This window comes from Streptomyces sp. NPDC046876 (assembly GCF_040645035.1).
Lineage (GTDB): Bacteria > Actinomycetota > Actinomycetes > Streptomycetales > Streptomycetaceae > Streptomyces.
In genome coordinates, this window is record NZ_JBEYXK010000192.1 from 1 (window position 1) to 5,528 (window position 5,528).

The 5,528-nt window shown below is 72.9% G+C and carries 6 protein-coding genes; 5 read left to right on the forward strand and 1 reads right to left on the reverse strand.

What is annotated here, in order from left to right; all coding sequences use genetic code 11:
- Positions 1 to 241 precede the first annotated feature (241 nt).
- From ABZ924_RS37975 to ABZ924_RS37990, 4 genes are all read left to right on the forward strand, one after another.
- Complete coding sequence (locus tag ABZ924_RS37975; protein ID WP_361920219.1) at positions 242 to 901, forward strand: hypothetical protein; 660 nt, start codon at positions 242 to 244, stop codon at positions 899 to 901.
- A gap of 118 nt (positions 902 to 1,019) precedes the next feature.
- Positions 1,020 to 1,901, forward strand: coding sequence for a pirin family protein (locus ABZ924_RS37980; protein ID WP_361920221.1), 882 nt, complete (start codon positions 1,020 to 1,022; stop codon positions 1,899 to 1,901).
- 232 nt (positions 1,902 to 2,133) lie between these two features.
- Positions 2,134 to 2,493, forward strand: coding sequence for a DUF6204 family protein (locus ABZ924_RS37985; protein WP_361920223.1), 360 nt, complete (start codon positions 2,134 to 2,136; stop codon positions 2,491 to 2,493).
- Positions 2,494 to 2,549: 56 nt separating this feature from the next.
- Positions 2,550 to 3,182 carry a class I SAM-dependent methyltransferase gene (locus ABZ924_RS37990; protein ID WP_361920225.1) on the forward strand — a complete coding sequence of 211 codons (633 nt, stop codon included), beginning with the start codon at positions 2,550 to 2,552 and terminating at the stop codon, positions 3,180 to 3,182.
- Positions 3,183 to 3,316: 134 nt separating this feature from the next.
- On the opposite strand, the gene ABZ924_RS37995 is transcribed toward ABZ924_RS37990, so the two are convergent.
- Complete coding sequence (locus tag ABZ924_RS37995; RefSeq protein ID WP_361920227.1) at positions 3,317 to 4,819, reverse strand: MFS transporter; 1,503 nt, start codon at positions 4,817 to 4,819, stop codon at positions 3,317 to 3,319.
- A 139-nt stretch (positions 4,820 to 4,958) separates the two neighbouring features.
- Here ABZ924_RS37995 and ABZ924_RS38000 point away from each other — a divergent pair, with 139 nt between their 5' ends.
- Positions 4,959 to 5,399, forward strand: a complete 441-nt coding sequence (locus tag ABZ924_RS38000) for a MarR family transcriptional regulator (protein WP_361920228.1) — start codon at positions 4,959 to 4,961, stop codon at positions 5,397 to 5,399.
- Positions 5,400 to 5,528 lie beyond the last annotated feature (129 nt).

The following is a 5,528-nucleotide window of genomic DNA, read 5'->3' on the forward strand; positions in this document are numbered from 1 at the left end:
CTGAGGTCAGCCATGCATGTGCGGCACTCGCGCGGCAACGCGGCGCTGCTGTTGTCCCTATTCGTGAAGTCACCACTTCAGGTTCGACTTCGGCTTCGCCTTCACCACGGCGCAGCCCGACACAGCCCAACACAGCCCAACACAGCGCAGCACAACACCGCACAGCACGGCACTGCACTGCGCCGGGTCGCCGCCCGGCGCGCAGTGCCTCGCATCCCACCGCACAGGGAGCACCACAACGATGCGTACTCGCCACGCCTTCCCCGTCCGCCGCACCGGACTCGGCGTCCTGTTCCTCGTCCTCGCCCAGGCCCTGGCCGTGCCCGGCACGGCCCACGCGCACGGCGACACCGTCAAGGTCGTGATCACCGGGCAGCGCGAGGGACACCTCACCACCGACATCACCTGGGAGAACGACGGGGACGCCATCGAGGAGGCGGTCGCGGCCACCGTGGACGCGACCAGCCTCGACGGCGCCCGTGCGCTGGGGCCCTGGAAGCTGGTCCGGGACTCCGGCTCGCGCGTCGGCTGGAGCACCGCCGAGGTCCTTCCGGCCGGCACCTGGAAGGTCACCGTCCACGTCGGCTTCCCCTCCCTCGGCCACGCGGAGCGCGAGGTCTCCGTACCGGTCGTGGACCCCGCGCCCGGGACCTCCCCGAGCGGCGCGCCGGTCTCCCCCGCTCCGGGCGGTTCCCCCGCCCCGTCGTCCGCGCCCTCGGTCGCGGCCCCCGTGCAGCCCCCCGTCCAGGCCCCCGTCCCGACCCCCGCGCAGTCCCCTGCTCCGGCCGCCGACGGCGGTGACAGCACGGTCTGGTGGACGACCGCGGGCGTCGCCGTGACCGCCGTGGCCGGTGCGGCCGTCGGCCTGCTGCTGCGCCGGGCCCGGGCCCGCAGGCGCTGAGCCGACGGGCGCGGCCCGAGGGCCCCGACCGGCGCGCGTGGCCGGGGCCGGTCCCGTGACCTGACAACCAAACGGCCGCGCTTTGACACCCCTGAGAGCGGTGCCGTTGATTCGGTGCATGGACATCACCGCCGCCGCCGTACGATCCACCGCTCGGGTGGTCCGCCCCTTCCACACCTACGAGGGCGAGGGCTTCCCCGTCCGTCGCCCCTTCCCCCAGCCCGAACTCCCCCTGGTCGACCCCTTCCTGATGGTCGACCAGGTCGGGCCGCACGTGCTCGGGCCGGGCGAGGCCAAGGGCGCGCCGCCGCACCCCCACCGGGGCTTCGAGACGATCCAGTACGTCATCGACGGCGCCATGGAGGACATCGACTCCGAGGGGCACAAGCGGGTCATGAACCCGGGCGAGGTCCAGTGGCTGACGGCCGGATCGGGCCTCGTCCACCTCGCCCGCCCGACCCCCGAGCTGCTCGCCGAGGGCGGCCCGCAGCACCTGCTGCAGATCTGGGTGAACCTGCCGGCCCGGCTCAAGGCGACGCCGCCGCGCGTGCAGTACGGCTCCGCGCCCGGCGAGATCCCGACGGTCACCACCGAGGACGGCAGCGCCGAGCTGACCGTGATCGCCGGATCGACGCACGGGGTGAGCGGCCCCTTCGACACGCACACCCCGGTGCTCGTCGTCCACGCCCGCCTCCGGGCCGGCGGCCGCGCCGCGTTCAGCGTCCCGGCCGGGCACAACGCCATGCTCTACGTCCTGTCCGGGACCGCGGCCACCCCTGACGCCGAGCTTCCCGACGGCCACCTCGCCATCCTCGCGCGGGACGGGGAGCAGTTCGCCGTCTCGGCGCCGGGTGGGGCGGCCGAGGTGCTGGTCCTGGCGGGCGAGCCGCTCCGCGAACCGGTGGCGCGCAGCGGCCCGTTCGTCATGAACACCGCGGCCGAGATCCGCCAGGCGCAGATGGACTACCAGCGCGGCCTGATGGGGCACATCAGCATCTGAGCGCTCCGGAGCAAGCGCCGTGCGCACGCTGCCTGTGCCCGATCGTGACGTGGCCGCCCGTGGCCGAACAGCGGGGTGGCCGGGTCCGCGGTGAGCGACGGCGTCGTGCCGTACCGAAACGCGACGACCGCCCTGCCGTTGCCGCGGTGGACGCCCCGGAGCACAACCGACCCGGCGGCTGGTGGGCGAAAAATCCGATGCTCGGACGATTCGCCCGCTCTAGGCTGCGGGGATGAGCTCCCGTACCTTCCGTATCACCGTCCGCGGCTCCTTCGACGGCCTCACCGCCGACCAGCGTGCCGAGCTGCTCGCCGCCGCGCCCGAACACGACATGCTCCGGGCCGCCTTCACCTCCGAGGGCCACCTGACGTACGACATCGCCGCGCGCCCCTTCTTCACCTTCCGCTTCCTCGACGGGGGTGAGGAAGAGGAGGACATCCTGGAGGCGACGGCCCGGGCCGAGCTCGCGGCCGAGAGCTGGCTGACCGAACGCGGCTACGGGTTCAAGGGCCTCAAGTCGCAGGCGCAGGACCTCTCCCTGGCCCCTCTGGCCAAGCGGCAGCGCCAGGCTGCCGCCCGCGGCGGCGCCTGACGCCCTACGGGGGGCGGGGCGCCGGCGGCGCCCGCGCGGATGTTAGCGTCCGCCCCATGGCAGAGCACCAGGACGTGACCAGGTCGGCCTACGACGGGGTCGTCGAGCTGTACGCGTCGCTGTTCGCCGACCGGCGGCTGGAGGCGCAGCCGTTCTCGCGGTCCATGGTCGCGACCTTCGCCGAACTGGTGCGCGCGACGGGGAACCTGCGGGCGGCCGATGTCGGATGCGGGCCCGGACATTTGACGGCCATGCTGCACGACCTGGGGCTGGACGCCTTCGGGCTCGACCTCTCCCCCGGCATGGTCGACCACGCCCGGCGGGCCCATCCGGCGCTGCGGTTCGACGAGGCGCGGATGGAGGCCCTGCCGGTCGAGGACTCCGCGCTCGGCGGCGTGCTGGCCCACTATTCGATGATCCACACCCCGCCCGGGGAACTGCCCGCGCTCCTCGCCGAGCAGGTGCGCGTCCTGGCACCGGGGGGCCTGCTCCTGGTCTCGTTCTTCGCGACCGACGGGCCGGAGCCGGTCCGCTTCGACCACAAGGTGACGCCGGCCTACAGCTGGCCGGTGGACCGGTTCGCCGCGCTGCTGGCGGGGGCCGGGCTCGTCCCGTTCGCCCGGCTGCTCCACGATCCGGCCTCCGAGCGGGGCTTCCTCGACGCCCACCTACTGGCCCGCCTCGGCTAGGGCCCGACCGGTTTGCGGCGCTCGGCACACCACGACTTCGGGGGGACGGCAGCCGCGGAGCGGCGCCGTCCCCCCGAAGCGGCGGACGTACGGTTCGGGCCCGAGCCGGACCGGACCCGCATCAGACCTGCGTGTCAGACCTGCTCGGCCACCTTGGCGTCCGAAGCGGCGGGCTGCTTGGCGACCTCGACGGTGCGCGGCCCGTGCTGGCCGCGCAGGCCCAGCCAGCCGATGAGCGCGACGAGGGCGAAGGCCGCGGCCCCGATCCAGAAGGTGAGGGTGAAGCCGGACTCGGCGGGCAGCGGCGGGACGCCGGCGGGCAGGTGCTCGATGGTCTTCGACGCGAGGATCGTGGTGACGATGGCGCTGCCGATCGCGCTGCCGGTGGAGCGGGAGATGGAGTTGATGCCGTTGGCGATGCCGCTCTGGTGGGGCGGGACGCTCGCCATGATGACGGCGGGCATGGCCGCGTAGCCGAAGCTGACGGACGCACCGACGACTATGCCGGCGCCGATCACCGAGGCGGTGTGGCCGTGGTCGAGGGCGAGCCAGCCGAAGCCGAGGGCGCCGAGGGCGGCGGCCAGGCCCAGAGCCGTGCGCGGGCCGCGGTGGCGGACCAGCTGGCCGCCGATGGGCGAGGCGAGCAGCGAGACGATCGCGCCGGGCAGCAGGAACTCCACGGAGGCGCGCAGGATGGACGCGCCGAAGCCGTAGCCGGTCAGCTTCTCGGGCATCTGGACGAGGTAGGAGACGCCCAGGAAGTTCGCGAACATGCCGAAGCCGACGAGGATGCCGGCCAGGTTGGCCATGAGCACCGGACGGTGGACGAACATCCGCATGTCGACGAGCGGCTCGCGGACCTTGAGCTCGGTGAACACCCAGACGACGGTCATGACGGCGGCGCCGGCGAAGCTGCCCAGCGTGCGGCCCGAGGTCCAGCCCCACTCGTGGCCCTGCGAGATCGGCAGCAGGAGCAGCAGCAGGGTGATACCGAGGGTCAGGGCGCCCAGGAAGTCGGTGCGGCCGCCGGTCTTGTGGCGGGTCGCGGGGACCAGGAAGGCCACGGCGAGCAGGGCGACGGTCGCGAAGCCGGTCGCCATCCAGAAGGCGTTGCGGTAGTCGGCGCCGTCGCCGGAGGTGAGCAGGCCGGTGGCGACGAGCGCGAGACCGCTGCCGAAGGCGAGGGTGCCGCTGACCAGGGCCATCGCGCCGGGCAGCTTCTGCGGGCGGACCTCCTCGCGCAGGACGGACAGGGCGAGCGGGAAGATCGCGGTGGCGGCGCCCTGCAGGACGCGGCCGAGGATGAGCAGCGGCAGCGAGCTCGCCAGCGCGGCGATGACGGAGCCCGCCACCATGACGCCCAGGACGGCCACGAGGGTGGGCTTCTTGCCGTGCTGGTCGCCGAAGCGGCCGAGGAGCGGGGTGAAGACGGCGGCGGACAGCAGCGTGGCGGTGGTCACCCAGCTCACGTTGGCGGTCGAGGTGCCGAGGTCGGAGCGGATGAGGCCGAGGATCGGGACCGGCAGGGTCTGCATCATCGACACGACCATGGCGGCAAGGCTCAGGGCGAAGACGATGACCGTCTCGTTCCTGGTCTTCGCCTCGGCGGGGGCGGGGGTGGCTGTGGCGGTGCTCATGTCCGGGAGGAACCTTCTCACTGCTTCAGGTCGCAGATGTTTCATGTCATCAAGTACTTCGACGACGTTAGAGGCAAATACTTAAGGTGGTCAAGTAAACAATTGATAATGTCAACGATCCTGAGTACGCTCTCGCGGCATGAGCGCCACCACCCGTGAGACCCCCGGCAAGCTCCAGCTCCTGGAGCTGCTCGCCGCCATCGGCACCGCCCAGTGGCGGGACTTCGCCGCGGCGGCGGCGCGCTACGGCCTCACGTCCACGCAGGCCAAGGTCCTCGCCCAGCTGGACGGGCCGCTGCCGATGCGGGGGCTGGCGACGCTACTGGTGTGTGACGCGTCGAACGTCACCGGGATCGTGGACCGCCTGGAAGCCCGCGAGCTGGTCCGCCGCGAGCCGGACCCTGCGGACCGGCGGGTCAAGAACGTCGTCGCGACGGACGCGGGCCGGGAGATCATCCGACGCGTACGCGAGGAGATGCAGGCCACGCACGGCGCCCTGGACACCCTCACCCCGGCCGAGCGCGCCACCCTCCACACCTTGCTGGACCGCCTCCGCCCCACCCTGGAACGCCACGCCTGACCCAGCCGGGATCCGGCGAAACCAGCGCCGCCGGCTCCACCACCACCTGAGCCGGGCAGCCGAAGCCGGAGTCCGGCTAATTCAGCCTCGCCGGCGATTGAGGCGCGGGTCCGGGCAGAGCCCGGTGCC

What these genes read in the sequence shown, in the direction of transcription:
- ABZ924_RS37980 (WP_361920221.1), top strand. Translation starts at nt 1,020, where the DNA reads ATGGACATCACCGCCGCCGCCGTACGATCCACCGCTCGGGTGGTCCGC.
- ABZ924_RS37975 (WP_361920219.1), top strand. Translation starts at nt 242, where the DNA reads ATGCGTACTCGCCACGCCTTCCCCGTCCGCCGCACCGGACTCGGCGTC.
- ABZ924_RS37995 (WP_361920227.1), bottom strand. Translation starts at nt 4,819, where the DNA reads ATGAGCACCGCCACAGCCACCCCCGCCCCCGCCGAGGCGAAGACCAGG.
- ABZ924_RS38000 (WP_361920228.1), top strand. Translation starts at nt 4,959, where the DNA reads ATGAGCGCCACCACCCGTGAGACCCCCGGCAAGCTCCAGCTCCTGGAG.
- ABZ924_RS37990 (WP_361920225.1), top strand. Translation starts at nt 2,550, where the DNA reads ATGGCAGAGCACCAGGACGTGACCAGGTCGGCCTACGACGGGGTCGTC.
- ABZ924_RS37985 (WP_361920223.1), top strand. Translation starts at nt 2,134, where the DNA reads ATGAGCTCCCGTACCTTCCGTATCACCGTCCGCGGCTCCTTCGACGGC.